Raw genomic sequence first — 19,350 nt, 5'->3', positions numbered from 1 at the left:
GCGTCAGGACGGCGGTGCGGACGCCGGCGCCAGGAGGACGGTGTAGGAGTCTGCCGTCAACGGCGCGGGGGTCAGCTCCCCCGACGGCAGCGGCGCCTCGACCCGCTCCCCGTCGAGGGTGAGGACGACGGCGTCGACCCCGGGCACGCTCGTCGCCGACAGCACGATCTGCGCCACCGCCCGCCGGCTGGCCAGCCCGGCCGGCGCGTCCGCGGCGCCGCTGATGTCGATGGTCACGGTCGGGTCCGAGACGTCGGTGACGCTGAGCTCGACGTCCGGCGGCAGTGCGGTGGACAGCTGCAGATCGCGCTCGGCGGCCGTGGGACCGGCCGCGAGATCGGTCAGCAGCGCGTCGAGCCGGTCGCGCACCGACGAGCCGGACACCTCCCGCGGTCGCGGCACCAGGCTGTCGTCCCCGGCCACCAGGTGGATGCGGGTGGTCTCGGCCTGGGGCTCGGGAGCGGCGGTCGGCCTCGGCGCGGGGCTGGTCGAGGTCAGCCCGTGGGGGACCTCGGATGCCGGGATGGTCTCCGCGGGCCCGCCGGTCGGGACGCCGCAGCCGGCCAGCAGGCACAGCAGGGCGAGCGCCGCGGCCCGGCGGCTCACCGGGCACTTCCGGGCAGCGAGAGGCTGAACCGCGCGCCGCCGTCCGGTGCGGTGCAGCACCAGGCCGCGCCGTCGTGCCGGGCGGCGATCTCGGCGACGATGGCCAGCCCGAGCCCGGCGCCCGGCAGCGACCTGCGGGCGGCCCGGGGGCCACGCACGAAGCGCTCGAAGACCCGTTCGCGATCGGCCGTGGGAACGCCGGGTCCGGCGTCGTCCACGCTCACCACCACCGCGCCGTCCCGCCGCTGGACGTGGACCGCGCACGGGCCGCCGGCGTGCCGGTCGGCGTTGTCCAGCAGGTTGCGCACCGCCCGCTCCAGCCCGTTCTTGTCCCCGACCACCGTCGTCTCGGTGTCCGGATCGCCGTGCAGCAGGCGGGTGTCCCGGCCGCTGGCGGCGAGCACCTCACGCACGAGCGCCGTCATCGACACCGGCGCGGCGCGGTCCGAGCGCGGTGCGCCGTCGATGCGGGCCAGCTCGAGCAGGTCGTCGAGCATCCGGCGGAACCGGCCGAGCTCCTGCTCCACCAGGGCCAGCGCCTGGTCGGCCCGCGGCGACAGCTCGGCGCGGCGGGCCGCGAGCACCTCCACGCTGGTCAGGACGCCGGTGAGCGGGCTGCGCAGCTCGTGGCTGACGTCGCCCACGAAGCGGGCGTCGCGCTCGATCCGCGCGGCCAGCGCGTCGACCATGCTGTTGAAGCTGGCGACGATGGCCAGCAGGTCGGGGTCCTCCGACGGCGGCAGCCGGGTGGTCAGCTCGCCCCCGGCGATCCGGGTCGCCGCGGCCGCCACCTGCTCCAGCGGCTGCACGGCCCGCCGGCTGGCCCACCCGCCGAACGCCGCGCCGGCCGCGGTGGCGGCCAGCGCGCCGGCGCCCAGGACGGTGGCCAGCGTGCGCAGCACCTGCTCCAGCTCGGCCAGCGGGGAGAGCTCGTAGAACTCCACACCCGCACTGGCGACCGGGACGCCGACCAGCAGCGCCGGGCCGCTCGGGGTGTCGACGCGGACGGTGCCGGCCGCGCCGCCGCCGACGATCGCGCGGAGCTCGGCGGGCACGTCGCGGGCGCCGACCTCCAGACCGGAGGAGTACCAGGAGTCGCCGCTGCGGACGACGACGTCGGCACCGCCGGAGGGCACCAGCTCCCCGACCACGTCGCCGACCTCGGTGCCCGCCGTCGACAGCCGGCTGCTGAGCACGTTGGCGTCGGCGAACGCCTGCCGGGTGAGCGAGCGCTCGCGCTGGTCGACCAGGTAGCCGCGGGCCAGCAGCCAGGTCGTGGTCACCAGGACGGCGGAGACCAGCAGGGTGCCGACGGCGAAGCCCAGCACGATCCGCGCCCGGAGCCCCCGTGACCCGAGGGCCGCTCTCACTGTGGGTCCAGCCGGTAACCCAGCCCGCGCACGGTCACCACCAGGCGCGGGGCTCCCGGGTCGAGTTCGACCTTGGTGCGCAGCCGCCGGATGTGGACGTCGACGATCCGCTCGTCGCCGAAGAAGCCGTGCTCCCACACCCGCTCCAGCAGGGCCGCACGGCTGAAGACCCGGCCGGGCGCCGACGCCAGCTCGCACAGCAGCCGGAACTCGGTGAGGGTCAGCGGCACCTGCGCGCCGCCGCGGTGGACGGTGCCGCGCATCTCCCGCAGGACCAGCGGCGCCGGCGGGTGCCGGTCGAGGAGCACCTCGTCCGGCCGGGCGTCCGGTGCCCCCGTGGCACCGCTCCCCGCGCCCGCCCGCCGGCGCAGCGCACGCAGCCGCGCGGTGATCTCCTTCACCTCGAACGGCTTGGTCACGTAGTCGTCGGCGCCGGCCTCCAGCGCCGCGACGATGTCATGGGTGTCGGCGCGCGCGCTCACCACGATGATCGGCAGGGCGTGGTCGCGGCGGACCTCGCGGATGACGGCGAACCCGTCCATCGAGCCGAGCATCAGGTCGACCACCATGAGGTCGGGTGTGGCGACGGCCACCTGCGCGAGGGCCTCCTCGCCGCTCGCCGCCTCGGCGACGTCGTAGCCCTCGTCCTCCAGCGCCCAGCGCAGGGCGGTGCGGATCGGGTCGTCGTCCTCGACGACGAGCAGACGCAGCGCCACCCGCGACATGCTGCCAGCGGTCGCCCGGCGGCCGCCGTCCCGTCACGCGATCGCAAAGCAACTCCCGGCGGGATCGCAACCTTCGCGCAGGAAGCTGTCAGTGGCCGAGGGCAGGATCGCGGTCAGCGACAGAGGAGGAGCCGACAGTGACGACAGCACCGGCACGGTCCAGGACGGGCGGCTGCGCGGCGGACGGCGGGACACGGGGGGACGTGGGCACGATCCACCTCGACGACGAGTTGCTCGCCGACGGGCTGGCCGACGTCCGCTGGCTGCTGCACGACGCGCTGATGGCCGGCGCCCGCCGTCTGGTCGTCGACCTGTCCGGGGTCGAGCACCTGTCGAGTTCCGCCGTCGCGAGCTTCCTCTCGGCCCATCGCACCTGCCGGGCCCGCGGCGGAGCGGTGGTGCTGCGTGGCGCCAACCGCCGCACCGAGGACCTCCTGCACCGCACCGGGCTCTGGCGCGTCATCGAGGTCGAGCCGGCGACCGCCGGAGCGGTGGCGTGAACGACTCGTCGCTGACCGAGGTCGTCGACCGGTCCGCCGGGCTGATCCGGGCGAGGGGCACGCTCACGTCACTGGGCGCGGACCTGCTGCGCGGGACGGCGGACGGGCTGCGCGGCAGCGGCCACGTCCGGGTGGTGCTCGATCTGCGTGACGTCCGATCCGCCGATGCGGAGGGGCTGGACATCCTGCGGGAGCTGCGCCGCGACTTCGCCGCCGACGGCGGGGAGCTGTTGATCCGGACCTGACCGGGGCCGGCACCGGCCCCGTGCGGCGAGCGTCCAGCGCACTGGGGCCGAGGCCGCCGGGGAACCGCCCCTGGGGCGGGCCCGGGTCCCGCCGCGGTCCTCGTCAGTCCAGGTGGCGCTGGTCCTCCCGGCGGACCAGCCTGAGATGCGGGCCCGTGGCGATGGTCTCGCCTGGGTCCACCGGGGGCAAGCCCGCCGCCCGGCGGACTCTGTTCTCCGGAACGCCGAGCGCTCGGGCCAGGTGCCGGGCCAGACCAGCGCTGATGAAGCTGCGGCCGCCGCGCTGGGCCATGCGCTGGATGGTCTGCGCCGGCACCACCCACCGCGACCGGCGCGACGCCTCGTCCGCGGTCACGCCCAGCTCCCAGAGGCGACGCCGCACCAGGCCCTGCAGGTCGTCGTCAGCCACCAGCGCAGGCTAGGCCACGCCTGGACCGGCGTCACCCGTTCGCGCCCGACGCCCGGCTCGGTGGTACCGGCCACCTGCGGCGGCCGAGGGCGAGGCTCGCACGGCTGTCATGCCGCCGGCGGCACCCGGCAGCTGAGCGGACGCCTGCACCTCGTCGGCCTCCCCTCCCCGGAGCGGGGGCCGGATCACGACCCATCGGTGCCGCGCTCAGGCCAGGATGGCGGCGATCCACCGCACGCACCCGCCGCGTCGGCACGGGGACTGGATGAGGTCATGGAACCGCAGCTCACCACCGTCGAACCGCTCACGCGTGACCGCGCCGAGGCGCTGCTCGAGGGGGACGACGCCTTCACACGCCAGTTCGGCTACCGGGTCGCCGCCGGCTACCTGGAGTTCCCGGAGGCCCTGCCCGCGACGATCCAGGCGCTCGGGGACGGCATGGACCCCGGCTGGTTCAGCTACCTGATCATCGACCCCACGACGAACACGGTCGTCGGCCTGGGCGGCTTCACGGGTCCGCCGACCGACGGGACCGTCGAGATCGGCTACAGCGTCGCTCCGGCCCACCGCGGACGGGGCCACGCCACCGAGGCCGCCCGCCGCTGGCTGGACATCGCCACCGCCCGTGGAGTGACGCTGGTGCGTGCCCACACCCTCGCCGAGGAGAACCCGTCGACAGCAGTCCTCCGGCGACTGGGCTTCCGACGCACCGCCGAGCTCAGCGATCCCGACGTCGGCGCCGTCTGGCGCTGGGAGCTGACGCCCGGCAGGCGGCACACCCACGACACCTGAGTGCCGCGACCGCCCACCCCGCCCCGTTCAGCGACTGCCGGCGCGGCCGGGCTCGCCCGGGCGTCGCTTGCCCTGGACATCGACCCCGCGGCACGGTGACACCGTCAGCCGTGCCCCTGGAGGTCTGCCATGGCCGATGACACCCCGATCGTCTACTACGAGCCGGGATGCCCGTACGCGGCCAGGCTGCGCGCTCAGCTCACCCTCGCTCGCGTGCCTCACCGGTCGGTGCGCTTCCGCGACGACGAGGAGGGGGCCAGCGCGGTCCGGGCCCATCACGAGAAGGGGTTCGAGCTCTCGCCGACCGTGGTCGTCGGGCCCGAGTACCTGACCAACCCATCGCTGCGGCAGGTGCGCGTAGCGATGGCCCGCCGCTGACTCGACCGGGCCCCGTGGATGGTGCACCGGAGACCGGCGCCAGCGCACCTGCCCCCTCAGGGCGGTCCAGCGCTGGCCGATCACCGTCGGGATCCGCTCGTGGAGCGCAGCCGGACGACGTCGAGAGCGGAGGGCGTGGGATTCGAACCCACGATGGGTTTGACCCCATAGCGGTTTTCAAGACCGCCGCCATCGGCCACTAGGCGAGCCCTCCCGCGCCGATCCTACGGACCGGCGAGGAGTCCCGGCGCGGGGCGGCGTCCGGGAAGGACAGGTCGCCGAAGAGGACCCGACGGGCGGCGGCCTGCCCGAACGGCGTGCGCAGCAGCCTGAACGCCGTGGCCGCGGCCGCCGGGGTGCGCACCTGGGCCAGTCCCCGGCGCATCAGGAGCCGCCCCCGGAAGCTGGCCCGCAGGGCGGCTCCGTCGTAGTGCCGCACGGCGTCGGGCCGCCCGGCCCGCAGGGCGTCGTCGAGGACGGCGGCGGCGAGCTCCGACAGTCGCAGGCACGGATCGAGCCCACCGGCGGTGAGCGGTGAGACCGCGCCCGCGGCATCGCCCACGAGCAGGCCGTCGGCGCAGCTGATCCGGCGCAGCAGTCCCCCGACCGGGATGGGGCCACCGCGGCGCTCCACGTCGTCCGGACGGTCGACGCCGGACAGCCCGGGGGCGCCGGCGGCGAACCGCTCCAGCGCCCGGCGGAGCCCCTCGGGGAAGCGGCGCGCGTAGCCGGCCACGCCGACGTGGGCGTGCCGGCCGTCGTTGACCACCCACGCCAGGTAGCCCGGCGCCAGCGACGGGTCGAGCACGCAGTGGAACGTCGGGGGGTCCTCGCCGCAGGGGATCTCGAAGACCTCCTCGGCGCCGACGAGCAGGTGGTCGTTGCGGTCCAGGCCCAGGTCCCGGGCGACCCGCGAGCGGGCTCCGTCGGCGCCGACGAGGAAGCGCGCCCGCACCCGCGCCGGACCCTCCGGGCCGGCGAGGTGGACGGTCCCGTCCCGCCGCCCCTCGTAGCGGGTGCCCAGGGCGATCCGCACACCGGCGTCGGCCGCCGCGCGGGCCGCCGTCGCGTACAGCGGCCCCATGTCGCCCACGCGGAACTCGTCCCGGGCGCTGACCAGGGTCACCGGCCGATCGAGCCCCGGGGGGTAGAGCACCACCCGCCGGATCGGCGGCCCGAGGTGCTGGGGAGGCAGCGCGAAGTCGTCGAGGGTCTTCCGGACGAAGATCCCCGTGGTGCGGATGGCGCCGGTGAGCCGGGCGCGCCGCTCGACCAGCAGCACGTCGTGGCCCCGGTGGGCGAGCAGCGTGGCCGTGTGCAGCCCGGCCAGCCCCGCTCCGACGACCAGCACGTCGACGGTCCCCGGATCGGGACGGCGACCGGCCGGGGCGTCCCGGACCCCGGTCATCGCCGGGCCTCGTGCGGAGCCTGCGACGCGGTGTGGTCGTCCTCGACCCACTCGAGCAGGTCGCCGGGCTGGCAGTCGAGCACCCGGCACATGGCCTCCAGGGTGCTGAAGCGGACGGCCTTGGCCCGGCCGTTCTTCAGCACGGCCACGTTGGCCGGCGTGAGCCCCACCTTCTCGGCGAACTCCCCGACGCTCATCTTGCGGCGGGCCAGCTCGACGTCGATGCGGACGACGATGGGCATCAGATGACCGATTCCATGTCGGTCCGCAGCGTCGTCGCCTGCCGCAGCAGCGCCCGCATGATGACGATGAGCAGGCCCAGGACGGCTCCGACGAGCAGCGACAGCAGCAGCAGGGCCGGCAGCGCCGGGTCGTCGCTGACCTCGTCGACGATGAAGTACCAGCTGCAGACGAAGGCGCCGAGCAGCATCCCCCAGCCGACGACGGTGGCCCGCACGATGCCGTTCACCCACGGCAGGGCGCTGGAGCTGAAGATCTGGTCCTTCGTGACCAGGGTGAGCAACGTCCAGGTGCAGACGACGACGACCTGGACGCAGCCGAGCGCCAGCACCGAGACGGTCGCCATCACCGCCTTCACGAGCGAGCGCTCCAGCGTCGGCTCGGTCAGGTCCGGCACCATCCCCGGCACGCCCCAGACCTGGGCGACCACCAGGGCCGCGAACACGATCACCAGCAGGATCCGGAGCGGGAGCACCACCCGGCGCAAGTGCGTCATGCGATCGACTCTCGCGGTGAATCTATCGAAAGTCAATCGACCACGCCGGGTGGTTCACCGGATCAGTCCTCCGGGACGGCGGTCACCCGGTAGCAGCTGCTCGAGTCCAGCGCCTCGACGCGGAAGCCCAGCTGGGCCAGGACGGTGGCGACCGCGGCGTTCATCGTCTCCTGCACCGCGGCGTCCACGGCCGCGCCCCGGACCTGCTGCAGGCTCATCCGGTCGTGCTGGCGCCAGCTGACCAGGATGCCGCCGGAGCCGAGGTCGGGCGTCAGGCACACCCCGCCGCCGGGACCGCCGCCGTCCGGGCCGCAGCCCGCCCAGTCGTGCAGCGGCAGGCCGGCCTCGATCAGCGCGGCGCCGACCTCCACCACCAGCGTGGTCAGGGCGTCGGTGTCCGACAGCAGCTCGTCCCAGTCCTCGGGCAGCCGGTCGAGGTGCGCACCGAGCTCGGCCAGCCACGCCCGCTCCTGCGGCGACTGCCGGCGGGCCAGCGCGCCGTCGGCCCGCTGGACGCCGTGGACCGGTCGCACAGTGTCGGCCAGCCCGTTGGCCAGGGCGGCCCAGTCCGCCTCGAGGCGGTCGGCGAACGGGCCCGCCACGATCTCCGTGACCCGCTCGTCACCGGACTCGTCGACCAGCCACCACGCCGGGTCGGAGGCGCCCTCCATGCTCCGCTTGCCGGCGGGGTGGGCGGCCACGCCGACCGCCGTGCGCTGCTCGAGCTGGCCTCCGGCCGCCGGCGCACTCGCGCCGCGCCCCGCCTGCCGGGGAGGGTCTCCGGCCGGGCCGCCCGCCGACCCGCCACTCGCCGCGGCGGGCACGGCCGCGGCGACGGGCTGGCGACGCTGAGCGGCCACGGAGTTGCGCTCGTACTCGTACCGGGCGGTCGAGCCCCTGCCCAACGCGATGACCAGACCGGCCAGGGTGACGAAGCCCAGCACGGCCACCGTCGGCCACAACAGCATCATCGCGCCGTCCTCCATGACGTCCGTCGCGGCCGGGGAAGGGCCGCGAACAACCAGAAAGCTAGGGTCCGCGCACCTCCGACCGGCTTCCTCGGACGCCACCGGGAGGGCGCCCGTCACCCGATCGTTGTCTCCGGCCCGCAGGACCGTCCGTGACCCCGCGCTGCGTCCGGGACCTTGTCGACTTGCCCACCCGTCCTGAGCGTGGCGGCGCTGCGGACCCCGTCGGTCATCCCGGAACGGCGCCGGCGCACCGGCGCGTCGCGCTCAGTCGCGGGCCGCGACCGGCTCACCGGAGTCCACCGGCCGCCCCACCACGCCGTGCAGGTGGCAGGCGGCCAGCTGACCCGGAGCACCGACCGGCTGCAGTGCGGGGTCGACGTCCGGGCACGGCTCGAACGCGTACGGACACCGGGTGCGGAACCGGCAGCCGCTGGGCACGGCGGCCGGCGAGGGGACGTCGCCGCGCAGCACGATCCGCTTCCGGGAGCGCTCCAGCTCCGGATGCGGCACCGGCACGGCCGACAGCAGCGCCTGCGTGTAGGGCATCTGCGGGTCCGAGCCGACGGCGTCCGCGGGGCCCACCTCGACCACCCGGCCGAGGTACATCACCGCGATCCGGTCGGCGATGTGCCGGACCGCGGACAGGTCGTGGGAGATGAACAGCAGGGTGAGGCCCAGTTGCCGTTGCAGCCGCCGCAGCAGGTTGAGCACCTGCGCCTGCACGCTCACGTCGAGGGAGGCGATCGCCTCGTCGCAGACCAGGAAGTCCGGCTCGCCGGCCAGCGCCCGCGCGATGCCCACCCGCTGCCGCTGACCGCCGGAGAACTCGTGCGGATAGCGCCCGGCCACCGCCGGGTCGAGGCCGACCAGCTCCAGCAGCTCGGCCACCCGCGCGGCCCGCTCGCGGCCGCCCGAGCGCAGCCCGTGCACCTCCAGCGGCTCGGAGACCGTCTGGGCAACCGTGCGGCGCGGGTCGAGGGAGGCGAACGGGTCCTGGAACACCATCCCGGCCCGGCGGCGCATCTCCTTGAGCCCGCGCCGGTCCAGCGAGGTGACGTCGGTGCCGTCGAAGGTCACCGTCCCGCCCGTCGGCGGCACCAGCCGCAGCAGCGCGTTGCCCAGCGTCGACTTCCCGCAGCCGGACTCCCCGACCAGTCCGAGCGTCTCGCCGCGCAGGATGTCGAGGTCCACGCCGTCCACCGCGCGGAGCACCCCACTGGTCCGCCGCAGCGCACCGCCGGAGCGGATCGGGAAGTGCACCTCCAGCCCGCGGGCGGAGACCAGCACGTCCTCCGTCACGACCCACCCTCCCCTGGACTTGCGGCGCCGAAGGTCCGGTCGACCGCACTTGCGGCGCCGGGAGTCCGGTCCTCGCACCACGTCGCGGCGCGGTGCGGCAGGGCCCCCGGGCCGCCGCCGACCTGGACCAGCGGCGGCTGCTCGGTCTCGCAGCGCGGGTCCGAGCGGACCGGGCAGCGCGGCCAGAACACGCAGCCCGGCGGCAGGTCGGTCGGCGCCGGGGGGACGCCGGGCACCGTGGCCAGGTCGGGCACGACGCCGTCCGGACCGGCCGGCGCGGCCAGGTCGGGCAGCGCGCCCAGCAGGCCGCGGGTGTAGGGGTGCACGGGGCGCTCCAGGACGTCGTCCACCGTGCCGTCCTCGACGCACCGCCCGCCGTACATGACCAGCACCCGGTCGGCGATGCCCGCGACGACGCCGAGGTCGTGGGTGATCCACACGACGCCGGTGCCGCGCTCGGCCTGCAGCTTCTCCACCAGGTCGATGATCTGCGCCTGCACGGTGACGTCGAGCGCGGTCGTCGCCTCGTCGGCGATGAGCAGTCCCGGCGAGTTGGACAGCGCGATGGCGATCATGACCCGCTGCCGCATGCCGCCGGACAGCTCGTGCGGGTACCGGTCGACCGCCCGGCCGGGATCGGGCAACCCGACCTCGCCGAGCAGTTCCACCGCCCGCCTCCGCGCGTCGGCCTTCGAGACCTCACCGTGCGCCCGGATACCCTCGACCAGCTGCCGGCCGACCGTCAGCACCGGGTTGAGCGAGGTCATCGGATCCTGGAAGACCATCCCGGCGCCCGGGCCGCGCACCTGCCGCAGCCGCTCGGGCGACATGGTGAGCAGGTCCTCGCCGTGCAGGAGGGCCCGTCCCGTGACCGTGGCGACCCGCGCCGGCAGCAGCCCCAGCAGCGCGAGCACCGACACGCTCTTGCCGCTGCCCGACTCCCCCACCACGGCGACCGTCTCACCGTGCCCCACGGTGTAGCTCAGCCCGTTGACCACGTGGGCCGTCCCCCGGGGAGTGCGCAGGTCGACCTGCAGGTCCTCGACCTCCAGCACCGGCCCGGTCCCCGAGGGCACCGGCCCGGTCCCCGAGGACGCCGGCCCGCTCACCGGCCGCCTCCGGCCATCAGCGTGCGCTGCCGCGGGTCGAGGACGTCGCGGAGGCCGTCACCGAGCAGGTTGAAGCACAGCACCGTGAGGAAGATGGCGATGCCGGGGAAGAAGGCCAGCCACCAGGCGATGTCGATGAACCCGCGCCCCTCGGCGAGCATCAGCCCCCACGAGGGGTTGGGCGGCTGGGTGCCCAGACCGAGGAACGACAGCGCGGCCTCGGCCAGGACGGCGAACGCCAGGCTGATCGAGGTCTGCACGATGATCGGCGGTGCGGCGTTGGGCAGCACGTGCCGGGTGAGCAGCCGGAAGTCCGAGGCGCCGACCGACCGCGAGGCCCGCACGTACACCTCCTCCCGGACGCCCAGCACGCTCGCGCGGGTCACCCGGGCGAAGACCGGGACGTACACGACGCCGATCGCCAGCGCCGTGTTCCCGGCGCCGGGGCCCCGCACGGCGAGCACCGCGATGGCCAGCAGCACCGCGGGGAAGGCGAACAGGACGTCCATGAACCGCATGAGGACGTCGTCCACCCACCGGCCGTAGAAGCCGGCCAGCAGACCGATGAGGCTGCCGACGACCAGCGCGAACGCGACCGCGAGGAAGCCGACCCGCAGCGAGACCCCCGCCCCGAGGACGACCCGGCTGAGGATGTCCCGGCCGAGGTCGTCGGTGCCGAAGGGGTGCGCCAGGCTCGGTGCCTGCAGCCGGTCCTCGACCGAGATCTCGTTGGGGCCGCTGGGCGCGAGGGTCTCGTCGAAGACGGCGATCAGCACGATCGCCAGCAGGACGAGCCCGGCCGCCGCGGCGGTGGGGTTGCGGGCCAGCAGGCCCAGCGTCTCGCGCCAGCGGGGGCGGGCCGCGCGCTGCGTCGAGGGGACGCCGGCGTCCGTCGCCGTCGGGGACGGCGCCGGCTCGGGGAGGGGCGCGCCGGTCATCGCAGCGGCACCCGGCTGTGGGTCATCGGCGGATCCGTGGGTCGATGGCGGTGTAGAGCAGGTCCACCACCAGGTTGATGACCAGGAAGACGACGGCGAACAGCAGGATCGCCCCCTGCAGCACCGGGTAGTCGCGGGCCTGGACCGCCTGCAGCGCCAACTGCCCGAGTCCCGGCCAGGAGAACACGATCTCCACCACGACGACGCCGGAGAGCAGGTAGGCCAACTGCACGCCGGTGATGGTGACCAGCGGCAGCAACGCGTTGCGGAGGACGTGCCAGGTGAAGACCTGCCGGCTGGTGAGCCCCTTCGCCTGCGCCGTCCGCACGTGGTCGGCGCCGAGGGCTTCGAGGACGCTGGACCGGACGAAGCGGGTGATGACCGAGCCCGACACCACCCCCGTGACGACCGCGGGCATGACCAGCCGCCGCAGCCAGCCGACCGGGTCGTCCGTGAGCGGGACGTACCCGCCCGAGGGCAGCCAGCCCAGCGTCCCGGCGAAGACCAGGATCAGCACGATCGCCATCCAGAACTCCGGCACCGAGATGCCGATCTGGCTCAGCACGGTGGCGACGCGGTCCACGACGGAGCGGGGCCGCAGCGCCGACAGCGTGCCCAGGGGGATGGCGATCACCAGGGCCACCAGGATCGAGGCGACCGCCAGCGTCAGCGTGGCCGGCAGCCGCTCGGCGATCTGCGAGGTCACCGTCTCACCGCTGCGGAAGCTGACCCCGAGGTCCCCGGTGAGGGCCCGGCCGGCCCACGAGAAGTACTGCTGGACCAGTGGCTGGTCCAGGCCGGACCGCGCGAGGAGCGCGTCGTAGGTCTCCTGGTCGAACCGGGTGCCCAGGGCCAGCCGGATCGGGTCGCCCGGGACCAGCTGGACCAGGGCGAAGACGATCACGCTCACCCCCGCCAGGACGACGAGCGACTGGCCGACCCGGCGGAGGAGGTAGCCGCTCAGGGCAGCTCCACCGACTCGAAGTTGATCGCCTTGTCCGCGCGGATCTGGTAGCCCGACAGCCCGGGCGCCCAGGCCTGCACGACGTCCGGGTTGTACAGGTACAGGTAGGAGACGTCGTCCACGATGATCTCCGCCGCCTGGTCGTAGGCGGCCTTGCGGGCGGCGTCGTCGGTCTCCGTGGCGCCCTGCTGGAGCAGCTGGTCGACCTGCGGGTTGCTGTAGCCCTGGTAGTTGTTCGGCCCGCCGGTCTGGTGCTGCTCCTGGTAGTAGGCCGCGGGGTCGAGGTTGCCGAGCCAGCCGAGGTAGAAGGCGTCGTAGTCACCCTGGCCCTGCCGGTCCAGCCACGTGGCGAAGTCCAGGGTCTCGATCTCGACGTCGATCCCGATCGGCTCCAGCTGGCTGGCGATCACCTGGGCGGCCGTGACCGTCTCGGGGAACTCGTCGGTGACCATCAGGCCCATGGTCAGTGGTGTCTGGACGCCGGCCTGCTGCAGCAGCTGACGGGCCTGGTCCGGGTCGGGCTGGAACGGCGCGTAGTCGTGGTAGAAGAAGCTGTCCTCGGGGATCGCGGTCTGGTTGGCCTGCGCCGCACCGAACCACGCCGCCTCGGCCACCGCCTCGCGGTCGATGGCGAAGGAGATGGCCCGCCGCACGTCCCGGTTGTCGAACGGCGCCCGCGCGTAGTTCATGGACATGTACCAGTAGTCCACGCTCGGGGTGGTCTGGAGCTCGACCGAGTCGTCCCCCTCCAGCGACTCGATCTGCTGCGGCGGGACGTTGTCGGTCCACTGCACCTCGCCGTTCTGCAGCGCGGTCAGGGCCGCGGCCGGCTCGGTGATGTAGCGGAACTCGACCCCGCCGACGCTCGGCGCCCCACCCCAGTAGTCCTCGAAGGCGGTGAGGACGGTGCTGCTGGAGTCCGAGCTCTCCAGCTGGAAGGGCCCGGTGCCGTTGGCCTCGGTGGTGAGGTCGATGTCCTCGGCGGCGTTCTCCGGCAGGATCGCCATGCCCTTGAAGGAGCCGATGCGCTCGAGCAGGTTCGGCGTCGGCTGGCTGAGCGTGATGACGACCGTCTGCGGGCCGTCGGCCGCCACCGACTCCACGTTGGCGAACCGGAAGGAGTTGGACAGCTCCTCGTCGATGATCCGGTTGTAGGAGTACACGACGTCGGCGGAGTCGAACTCGCTGCCGTCGTGGAAGGTGACGTCCTCGCGGAGGGTGAACGTCCAGGTCAGGGCGTCCTCGCTGGTCTCCCACTCGGTCGCCAGGCTGGGCTCGAAGGTGAGGTCCTCGGCGCTGGGGACGACCAGGGTGTCGTAGACGTTCTCGAGCACCTGGAAGCTCGGGTAGGCCGTCGTCACGTGCGGATCGAACTGGTCGGGCTGGGCCGCGACGGCCGCGACCAGGGTCCCGCCCTCGCCCCCGCCGCCCCCGCCGCCACCGGTGTCGACGCTCTCGCCGCCGCCGCCACAGGCGGTGAGCAGGAGGGCCGCCGCCGCGGCCAGGGGCAGGAGTCGGGTTCTGCGCACGGGGACCTCCGGCGGGCTCGGCTGTTGCGTCCTGCACCCGACCCTGGCCCGGTCGCCCGTTCCCCGCAGGTCGGGACGGTGATCGTTGCCGCTTCGAGACCGGCCGGTAACGCAGCCCGCGACCGGGCACGTCCGCGGATCCCCACCGTGCGGACCGCGGACGTGCCGGGAGGTCAGCGGGCCGGCGGGGCGCGGGAAACCGCCGGAGAGCTCCTCGAAGGCGTGGGCGACCCGGAGGCAGGTGGTGTCCTCGGAGCGGCGCCCGACCAGCATCGTCCCGACCGGCAGACCCAGGGCGGCGTCGTACTGCCGGCGCACCTCGGGCGCCAGCAGCCGGGTGACCACGGTCGCGTCCCGGGCGGGGACGAAGCCCTCGACCGTGGCCGAGCCGTTCATCATCGGGACGCCGACCACCGCGACGTCGTCCTTGACCGCCACCGTGCGCCCGCTCAGCGGACCGTCGACGGCAAGCCAGCGAGGACGACGTCCCGGCGCCCAGGGGAGAATGCGCGGCCGTGGAACTCCTCGCGGCGGTGGCCGAGACGCTGCGCGTGCCGGCGCCGGTCGACCTCGCGGCCATCGTCGTGGGCGCACTCACCGGGGGCCTGCTCGCCGCCCGGGAGGGCTTCGCGGTGTCCGGCGTCCTGCTGCTGGCGGTCAGCGGAGGCCTCGGCGGCGGGCTGATCCGCGACGTCCTGCTGGCGCAGGGCCCACCGGTCGCGCTCACCAATCCCGCCTACCTGCCCGCGGTCGCCATCACCGCGGGGGTCACCTTCTTCTTCTCCGGGTGGCTGTCCCGGCTGACCGGGCTGCTCGTCGTCCTCGACGCGCTGACCCTGGGGTTGTTCACCGTCATCGGCGCACAGAAGGCGCAGCTGGCCGCCCTGCCGAGCGCGTCGGTCGTCTTCATCGGCACGCTCACCGCCGTCGGCGGCGCGGTGATCCGCGACGTGCTGCTCGCCCAGCGGGCCGACATCGTCCAGCCCGGGCCCTACAACGCCGTCGCAGCACTGATCGGCGCCACCGCCCTCACGGTCCTCGCGGGCCCGCTCGGCGTGGACCCGATCCCGGTGGCCGCCCTGGTCATCGGCCTGGTCGCCGCCCTGCGGGTGCTGTCGGTCTGGCGCGGGTGGGAGGCACCGGTCGCCGTCGACCTGCCCCAGCGCGCCCGCAGCCGGCTGGGCCGGGTGCGCGGCAGCCGGGGAACGCGGTGGCGCCGCCGGGCCTGACCGCCGCGCGGGGGGCGCACGGTCCGGGCGAGGATGGCCCGGTGCCCGACACCCGCCGGTACGACCTCATCGTCTTCGGCGCCACCGGCTTCGTCGGCCGGCTGCTCGCCGGCCACCTGGCGCGGCACGCACCGGCCGGCACGCGGATCGCGCTCGCCGGCCGCGACCGCGACCGGCTCGAGCAGGTGCGGGCCGGCCTGCCGCCCGCCGGCCGGGAGTGGGACGTCCTCGTCGCCGACTCCACCGACCCGGCGTCGCTGGCCGCGCTGGCCGGCGCGACCCGGGCGCTGGCCACCACGGTCGGCCCCTACCTCCGCCACGGCCTCCCGGTCGTCGAGGCCTGCGCGCGGGCCGGCACGCACTACGCCGACCTCACCGGCGAGGTCCTCTTCGTCCGGGCGGCGATCGACCGCACCGACGCCGTGGCCCGCGACACCGGGGCGCGGATCGTGCACGCCTGCGGCTACGACTCGGTCCCGTCCGACCTCAGCACGCTGCTGCTCGCGGACCGGGCGGCGGCCGAGGGTGCCGGCGGGCTGCGCGAGGTCCGTCTCGTCGCCGCCCTCCGCGGCGGGTTCAGCGGGGGCACGATCGACTCGCTCCGCGCGCAGATCGCGGCCGTGCGCAGCGACCCGGCCGCCCGCCGGCTGACGGCCGACCCCTACGCGCTCAGCCCGGACAGGGACGCCGAGCCGGCGGTCCGGCAGCCGCGGGACGCCGGTCCGCCCGCGCGCACCCCGGACGGCCGGTGGACCGCCCCGTTCGTGATGGCGCCGTTCAACACCCGGATCGTGCGGCGCAGCAACGCCCTGCAGGGCTGGGGGTACGGCCGGTCGATGAGCTACGGCGAGACGCTCGGCTGCGGGCGCGGACCGCTGGGCGCGGCCACCGCGGCGGCCGTCACCGGCGGGCTGGCCGCGGCGCTGGCGGCCATGGGCCTGCCGCCCACGCGCGCGCTGCTCGACCGGGTCCTGCCGGCCCCGGGCACCGGTCCGAGCGAGTCCGTCCGCCGCGACGGATGGTTCCGCATGGACGTGCACGCGACGACGGAGGACGGCCGCGACTACCGCGCCACCGCGGCCGGTCAGGGCGATCCGGGTTACGCCGCGACCGCGGTCATGCTGGGCGAGACGGCACTGGCCCTCGCGCTGGACGGCGAGCGGCTGCCCGCCCGCGCCGGCTCGCTGACCCCCGCGACGGCACTCGGCGACGTGCTGGTGCAGCGGCTGCGCGCCGCCGGGCACCGCTACGAGGTGACCCCCGGCTGAGAGCTCAGCGGTCGGTGCCGGCCACCGGCTGCACCGGCGGCGCCGGCTCGATCCCCGGCGGGACCAGCTGCGACCCGGCCTCGGCCGGGCGCGGCTCCGAGTGGGCGGACAGCCGGACGGCGAGCAGCGCGACGTCGTCCTCGGCGTCGGGCAGGAACAGCTGCTCGAGCACCCGGTCGCAGAGCTCGTCGAGGGTCAGCCCGGCGGACTCCCCCAGCACCGCGGCGAGCTGGGCCGTACCGGTGTCGAGGTCGCGGTCGCGCCGCTCGACCAGCCCGTCCGTGTAGAGGAACAGGGTGCTGCCCGCAGGCAGGACGACCACCCGGTCGGTGCGTGCCGTCGAGGGCTGCACCCCGAGCAGCAGGTCGGCGGGCAGCGGCTCCAGCACGGTGACCACGCCGTCCGGGGCGACGACGATCGGCGGCGGGTGGCCGGCACTGGACCACCGCAGGCGGGCCTGGTCCAGCCGCAGGTCCGCGTCGTCCTGCTCGATCCGGGCGACCAGCGCGGTGGCCATGGTGTCCAGGGCGAGCCCGCGGATCGCGCGGTCCAGCTGGGTGAGCACCTCCGCCGGCGGCGCACCGCTGGAGTAGCTGATGCCCCGCAGCAGCCCGCGGACCTGCCCCATCGCCGCCGCGGCCCGGCTGTCGTGGCCGACGACGTCGCCGATGGCCAGCACCGTCGCGCCACCGGCCTCCAGGAACGCGTCGTACCAGTCGCCGCCGATCTCGGCGCCGGCCGCCGCCGGGACGTAGCGGACGACGATCTCGCAGTGGTCGGGCTCGGGCGGCGCGGTGAGCATGCTGTGCTGGAGCGCGTCGGCCAACGCCCGCTGCTGCCCGTAGAGCCGCGCGTGGTGCAGCGCCAGCCCCGCCCGCCGGCCGACCTCCAGCGCCGTGTCGATCTCGGCCTGGGTGTGCGAGCCGCGGTCCGCGGCGTTGAACAGGCCCAGGGCACCCAGGGTCTGCCCCCGCGCGACCAGCGGCACGATCGTGCCCGAGGCCAGCCCCAGCCGGGCCAGCAGCTGGCGGGTGGCGTCCTCCGGGAGAGCCCGCTCGACCCGCTCGCGGTCGATCTCCGGGAGCACCAGGGGCCGGCCGGTGCGGGTGACCACCTGGGCGGCGGCGTGCTCGGTCATCACCGCGACCATCGAGTGCACGTACAGCTCGAGCTCGGCGCGCAGCCCCGGGTCGCGGTGTGCGGACGCCAGCTCGTGCAACCGGCCCTGCTCGTCGGTCACCACCAGCCAGCACCAGTCCGCGAGGGTGGGGACGACGAGGTCGGCCAGCTGTCCGACCTGCTGGGCGATGTCCAGGCTGCCCGACAGCACCCGCCCGGCGTCGGCCAGGAGCTGCAGCCGGCCGTTCGCCTCGGTCATGGCCGCGACGGCGTCGGCGCGGACCAGGTCCGCCTGCAGCCGGGACGCGGTCAGGGCGATCTGCGCGGTCAGCCCCTCCAGCAGTTCGACGTCGCTCTCGGTGAACGCGTGGTCGGTGGCCCAGACGACGATGAAGCTGCCGAGCGGCCGGCCCTCCACCCGCAGCGGCAGCGCGGCGACGGCCCGGGTGCCCAGCACCGCGTTGATCTCGGCCATCCGGGGGAAGCGGGCCTCGGCCGCGGCCGCGTCGGCGAACAGCAGCCGTTCCCCGTGCCGGGCGACGTACTGGGTGGGCAGCTCGTCGTCCTGCTCGAGCGGGATCCCCTCGGGCGGCAACTGGACGTCGGCCTCGCTGGCCACCGCGTCGACGATCCGCCGGGTGAGGTGCAGCCGCAGCGGGCCACCGCCGGGGTCGAACACGGCCAGACCGATCGACTCCGCGCCGAGCACCGCGGCGCCGCGCAGCGCGATCTCGGCGAGCTGGGTGATGCGGGTCGCGTTGGCCAGCTGCGCCGCGACCTCGGCGATCGCCGCTGCGCGCTGCACCGCCGACATGCGGCGCTCGGCCTGCTCACGGGCGGCGGTGACGTCGACGGCGGTGCCCAGCACGCGCCTCGGGCTGCCGGCGGAGTCGGTGACGACGCGGCCGCGGGACACCGTCCAGCGCACCGTGCCGTCGACGCGCAGCACCCGGGCCTCGACGAGGAACTCCCCCGTGCCCGAGAGCGCCGACCGCATGGCCTCGGTGACGGCGTCGCGGTCGTCGGGGTGGATGCGCTCGGACATCAGGTCCTGGACCGACGTGGTCTCGACCGCACCCTCGATGCCGAAGATCGCCGCGCAGCGCTCGTCCCAGTGCACGACACCGGTGCGGAGGTCGCGCTCCCAGATGCCGATCGACGCGGCCTCGAGGGCCACGTCCAGCCGGGCGAGGGAGACCCCGATCGCCGAGCGGGCGGCCGACAGCTCGAGCTCGGCGATGACGGAGGCGGCCAGCTGTTCCAGCAGCGCGGCGTCGTCGTCCGACCAGGGGCGGGGTCGGGGGTCGTAGACGGCGAGGACGCCGACGACGTGCCCGGACGCCGCCACCAGCGGCGCCCCGAGATAGGCCGCCACCTGCCCGGACGTGACCGCCGGGAGGTGGGCGAGGTGCGGCTGCGCGGCGGCGTCTTGGACCACCAGGGCGCTGCCCTGCCGGACGGTGACGGCCGACAGCGCCCCGGTGAGCAGCGCCGGCCCGCCGACGACACCCGGCGGCAGCCCGTACCCGCCGACGACCGTGTCCTGGTCGGTGAAGAGGGTCACCTTGGCGTGGCCGGTGCCCAGCAGCCGGGCGGCCAGGCCGGAGAGCCGGTCGAACGCCGCAGGCCCCGGCACCTCGACCAGCAGCCGGCGCGCGGCGGCGATGCGGTGCGGGTCGCCGACGACGTCGGGGCCCGGCAACGGGAACGCGGACAGCACTCGCCTGCCCCCTCCATCCCCTGCATGCCCTCCGC

General features: G+C 75.1%; 20 protein-coding genes and 1 tRNA gene. 6 read left to right on the top strand and 15 right to left on the bottom strand.

Annotation, left to right across the window (positions count from 1 at the left end; all coding sequences use genetic code 11):
• Positions 1 to 3: 3 nt before the first annotated feature.
• From GCU56_RS24035 to GCU56_RS14185, 3 genes are read right to left on the bottom strand one after another with little or no spacing between them, the layout of a single operon-like run.
• A complete protein-coding gene (locus tag GCU56_RS24035; RefSeq protein WP_163482387.1) occupies positions 4 to 606 on the bottom strand; it encodes a GerMN domain-containing protein in 603 nt (200 codons plus the stop codon).
• Entirely contained in the window at positions 603 to 1,976 is a 1,374-nt protein-coding gene (locus GCU56_RS14190) for an ATP-binding protein (protein ID WP_163482386.1), read from the bottom strand. The genes GCU56_RS24035 and GCU56_RS14190 overlap by 4 nt, the downstream gene beginning before the upstream one ends.
• The gene (locus tag GCU56_RS14185) at positions 1,973 to 2,701 is read right to left on the bottom strand and encodes a response regulator transcription factor (protein WP_163482385.1); all 729 of its coding nucleotides are present in this window, start codon (positions 2,699 to 2,701) and stop codon (positions 1,973 to 1,975) included. Before GCU56_RS14185 ends, GCU56_RS14190 begins: the two co-directional genes overlap by 4 nt.
• A 203-nt stretch (positions 2,702 to 2,904) precedes the next feature.
• Between GCU56_RS14185 and GCU56_RS14180 the strand changes: the two genes are divergently transcribed.
• Positions 2,905 to 3,201, top strand: coding sequence for an STAS domain-containing protein (locus GCU56_RS14180; protein ID WP_345771843.1), 297 nt, complete (start codon positions 2,905 to 2,907; stop codon positions 3,199 to 3,201).
• Positions 3,198 to 3,446, top strand: coding sequence for an STAS domain-containing protein (locus tag GCU56_RS14175; RefSeq protein WP_163482383.1), 249 nt, complete (start codon positions 3,198 to 3,200; stop codon positions 3,444 to 3,446). Before GCU56_RS14180 ends, GCU56_RS14175 begins: the two co-directional genes overlap by 4 nt.
• Before the next feature lie 103 nt (positions 3,447 to 3,549).
• Here GCU56_RS14175 and GCU56_RS14170 read toward each other — a convergent pair whose 3' ends face one another.
• Positions 3,550 to 3,855: a hypothetical protein gene (locus GCU56_RS14170; protein WP_163482382.1), complete on the bottom strand. Its 306-nt coding sequence runs from the start codon at positions 3,853 to 3,855 to the stop codon at positions 3,550 to 3,552.
• A gap of 273 nt (positions 3,856 to 4,128) precedes the next feature.
• Here GCU56_RS14170 and GCU56_RS14165 point away from each other — a divergent pair, with 273 nt between their 5' ends.
• Both GCU56_RS14165 and GCU56_RS14160 read left to right on the top strand, forming a co-directional pair.
• The gene (locus GCU56_RS14165; protein WP_204332100.1) at positions 4,129 to 4,647 is read left to right on the top strand and encodes a GNAT family N-acetyltransferase; all 519 of its coding nucleotides are present in this window, start codon (positions 4,129 to 4,131) and stop codon (positions 4,645 to 4,647) included.
• A gap of 129 nt (positions 4,648 to 4,776) precedes the next feature.
• Positions 4,777 to 5,025 (top strand): NrdH-redoxin, encoded by a 249-nt coding sequence (locus GCU56_RS14160; RefSeq protein WP_163482381.1) that lies wholly within the window; start codon positions 4,777 to 4,779, stop codon positions 5,023 to 5,025.
• 127 nt (positions 5,026 to 5,152) lie between these two features.
• Here GCU56_RS14160 and GCU56_RS14155 read toward each other — a convergent pair.
• From GCU56_RS14155 to GCU56_RS14110, 10 genes are all read right to left on the bottom strand, one after another.
• Positions 5,153 to 5,239, bottom strand: a tRNA-Ser gene (locus tag GCU56_RS14155).
• Positions 5,225 to 6,433: an FAD-dependent oxidoreductase gene (locus GCU56_RS14150; protein WP_163482380.1), complete on the bottom strand. Its 1,209-nt coding sequence runs from the start codon at positions 6,431 to 6,433 to the stop codon at positions 5,225 to 5,227. Before GCU56_RS14150 ends, GCU56_RS14155 begins: the two co-directional genes overlap by 15 nt.
• The gene (locus GCU56_RS14145) at positions 6,430 to 6,675 is read right to left on the bottom strand and encodes a helix-turn-helix domain-containing protein (protein ID WP_163482379.1); all 246 of its coding nucleotides are present in this window, start codon (positions 6,673 to 6,675) and stop codon (positions 6,430 to 6,432) included. The genes GCU56_RS14150 and GCU56_RS14145 overlap by 4 nt, the downstream gene beginning before the upstream one ends.
• Positions 6,675 to 7,169 (bottom strand): DUF2975 domain-containing protein, encoded by a 495-nt coding sequence (locus GCU56_RS14140; RefSeq protein WP_163482378.1) that lies wholly within the window; start codon positions 7,167 to 7,169, stop codon positions 6,675 to 6,677. The genes GCU56_RS14145 and GCU56_RS14140 overlap by 1 nt, the downstream gene beginning before the upstream one ends.
• A 62-nt stretch (positions 7,170 to 7,231) precedes the next feature.
• Positions 7,232 to 8,140 carry a hypothetical protein gene (locus tag GCU56_RS14135; protein ID WP_239522266.1) on the bottom strand — a complete coding sequence of 303 codons (909 nt, stop codon included), beginning with the start codon at positions 8,138 to 8,140 and terminating at the stop codon, positions 7,232 to 7,234.
• A 264-nt stretch (positions 8,141 to 8,404) separates the two neighbouring features.
• Positions 8,405 to 9,439 (bottom strand): oligopeptide/dipeptide ABC transporter ATP-binding protein, encoded by a 1,035-nt coding sequence (locus tag GCU56_RS14130; protein WP_163482377.1) that lies wholly within the window; start codon positions 9,437 to 9,439, stop codon positions 8,405 to 8,407.
• Positions 9,436 to 10,515, bottom strand: coding sequence for an oligopeptide/dipeptide ABC transporter ATP-binding protein (locus GCU56_RS14125; protein WP_163482376.1), 1,080 nt, complete (start codon positions 10,513 to 10,515; stop codon positions 9,436 to 9,438). The genes GCU56_RS14130 and GCU56_RS14125 overlap by 4 nt, the downstream gene beginning before the upstream one ends.
• Before the next feature lie 29 nt (positions 10,516 to 10,544).
• Positions 10,545 to 11,486, bottom strand: a complete 942-nt coding sequence (locus GCU56_RS14120; protein WP_204332099.1) for an ABC transporter permease — start codon at positions 11,484 to 11,486, stop codon at positions 10,545 to 10,547.
• Positions 11,487 to 11,508: 22 nt separating this feature from the next.
• Positions 11,509 to 12,450 carry an ABC transporter permease gene (locus GCU56_RS14115; protein ID WP_163482506.1) on the bottom strand — a complete coding sequence of 314 codons (942 nt, stop codon included), beginning with the start codon at positions 12,448 to 12,450 and terminating at the stop codon, positions 11,509 to 11,511.
• Positions 12,447 to 14,417, bottom strand: coding sequence for an ABC transporter substrate-binding protein (locus GCU56_RS14110; RefSeq protein ID WP_163482375.1), 1,971 nt, complete (start codon positions 14,415 to 14,417; stop codon positions 12,447 to 12,449). Before GCU56_RS14110 ends, GCU56_RS14115 begins: the two co-directional genes overlap by 4 nt.
• Positions 14,418 to 14,494: 77 nt before the next feature.
• On the opposite strand from GCU56_RS14110, the gene GCU56_RS14105 reads away from it, so the two are divergent.
• Together GCU56_RS14105 and GCU56_RS14100 are read left to right on the top strand one after the other, a co-directional pair.
• Positions 14,495 to 15,208 carry a TRIC cation channel family protein gene (locus tag GCU56_RS14105; protein WP_163482374.1) on the top strand — a complete coding sequence of 238 codons (714 nt, stop codon included), beginning with the start codon at positions 14,495 to 14,497 and terminating at the stop codon, positions 15,206 to 15,208.
• Between the two features lie 41 nt (positions 15,209 to 15,249).
• Complete coding sequence (locus tag GCU56_RS14100) at positions 15,250 to 16,476, top strand: saccharopine dehydrogenase NADP-binding domain-containing protein (RefSeq protein ID WP_163482373.1); 1,227 nt, start codon at positions 15,250 to 15,252, stop codon at positions 16,474 to 16,476.
• 4 nt (positions 16,477 to 16,480) lie between these two features.
• On the opposite strand, the gene GCU56_RS14095 is transcribed toward GCU56_RS14100, so the two are convergent.
• Complete coding sequence (locus tag GCU56_RS14095) at positions 16,481 to 19,315, bottom strand: SpoIIE family protein phosphatase (protein WP_345771842.1); 2,835 nt, start codon at positions 19,313 to 19,315, stop codon at positions 16,481 to 16,483.
• Positions 19,316 to 19,350 lie beyond the last annotated feature (35 nt).

The organism is Geodermatophilus sabuli (genome assembly GCF_010686765.1).
Taxonomy (GTDB): Bacteria; Actinomycetota; Actinomycetes; order Mycobacteriales; family Geodermatophilaceae; genus Geodermatophilus; species Geodermatophilus sabuli_A.
This window is presented reverse-complemented; position numbering and strand designations above follow the sequence as displayed.